1 protein-coding gene is annotated in these 540 nt (G+C 67.8%); it reads right to left on the bottom strand.

The window, feature by feature from the left end; translation table 11 throughout:
• Positions 1 to 502: hypothetical protein (locus KBX34_RS33255; protein WP_210929016.1), on the bottom strand; the 502-nt coding region annotated here is incomplete at its 3' end.
• Positions 503 to 540 lie beyond the last annotated feature (38 nt).

A 540-nucleotide genomic window follows, 5' to 3' on the forward strand; every position in this document is an offset into this window, starting at 1 on the left:
CGGGGTAGGCGGAGACCTGGACGGTCTGCGCGGCGTCGGTCAGCGCCATGTCCTGCCAGCCGTCGACCTGGCGGAGGCCCTTGAGGAACGCGGTGGTGGAGTAGGCGGGGTCGGTGATCTGCTCCGGCGTGCCCCAACCACTGGTCGGGCGCTGCTGGAACAGGCCCAGCGAGTCATGGTCATTGGCGTCGCCAAGGTGGCCCAGGTTTTCCAGCTTGGACTCCTGCAGGCTCGTCGCGATCGAGATCACCGCGGCGCGCTCGGGCAGGCCGGCCTTCTTCGTCGCGGCGATGATCGCCTTGACGTTCGCGGTCTGCTCATCATTGAGCGTGATGTGGGACTGGTCGCCCTGGGGCTTCGGGGCGGCCGACTGCACCGCCACCGCGACCGGCTTGCCATCCACGGGGTTGGCAGCGTGGGCGGCGATCGGGCCGGCGAAGACACCACCGGCGAACGCGAGACCAGCAACAGACAACATGCTCTTACGGAAGATCGTGTTCATGGGGGTAGCTCCTTCGGGGGTAGGAAACACCCGCACCG

The sequence above is a fragment of the Micromonospora sp. M61 genome (assembly GCF_018070245.1).
Classification (GTDB): domain Bacteria; phylum Actinomycetota; class Actinomycetes; order Mycobacteriales; family Micromonosporaceae; genus Micromonospora; species Micromonospora zamorensis.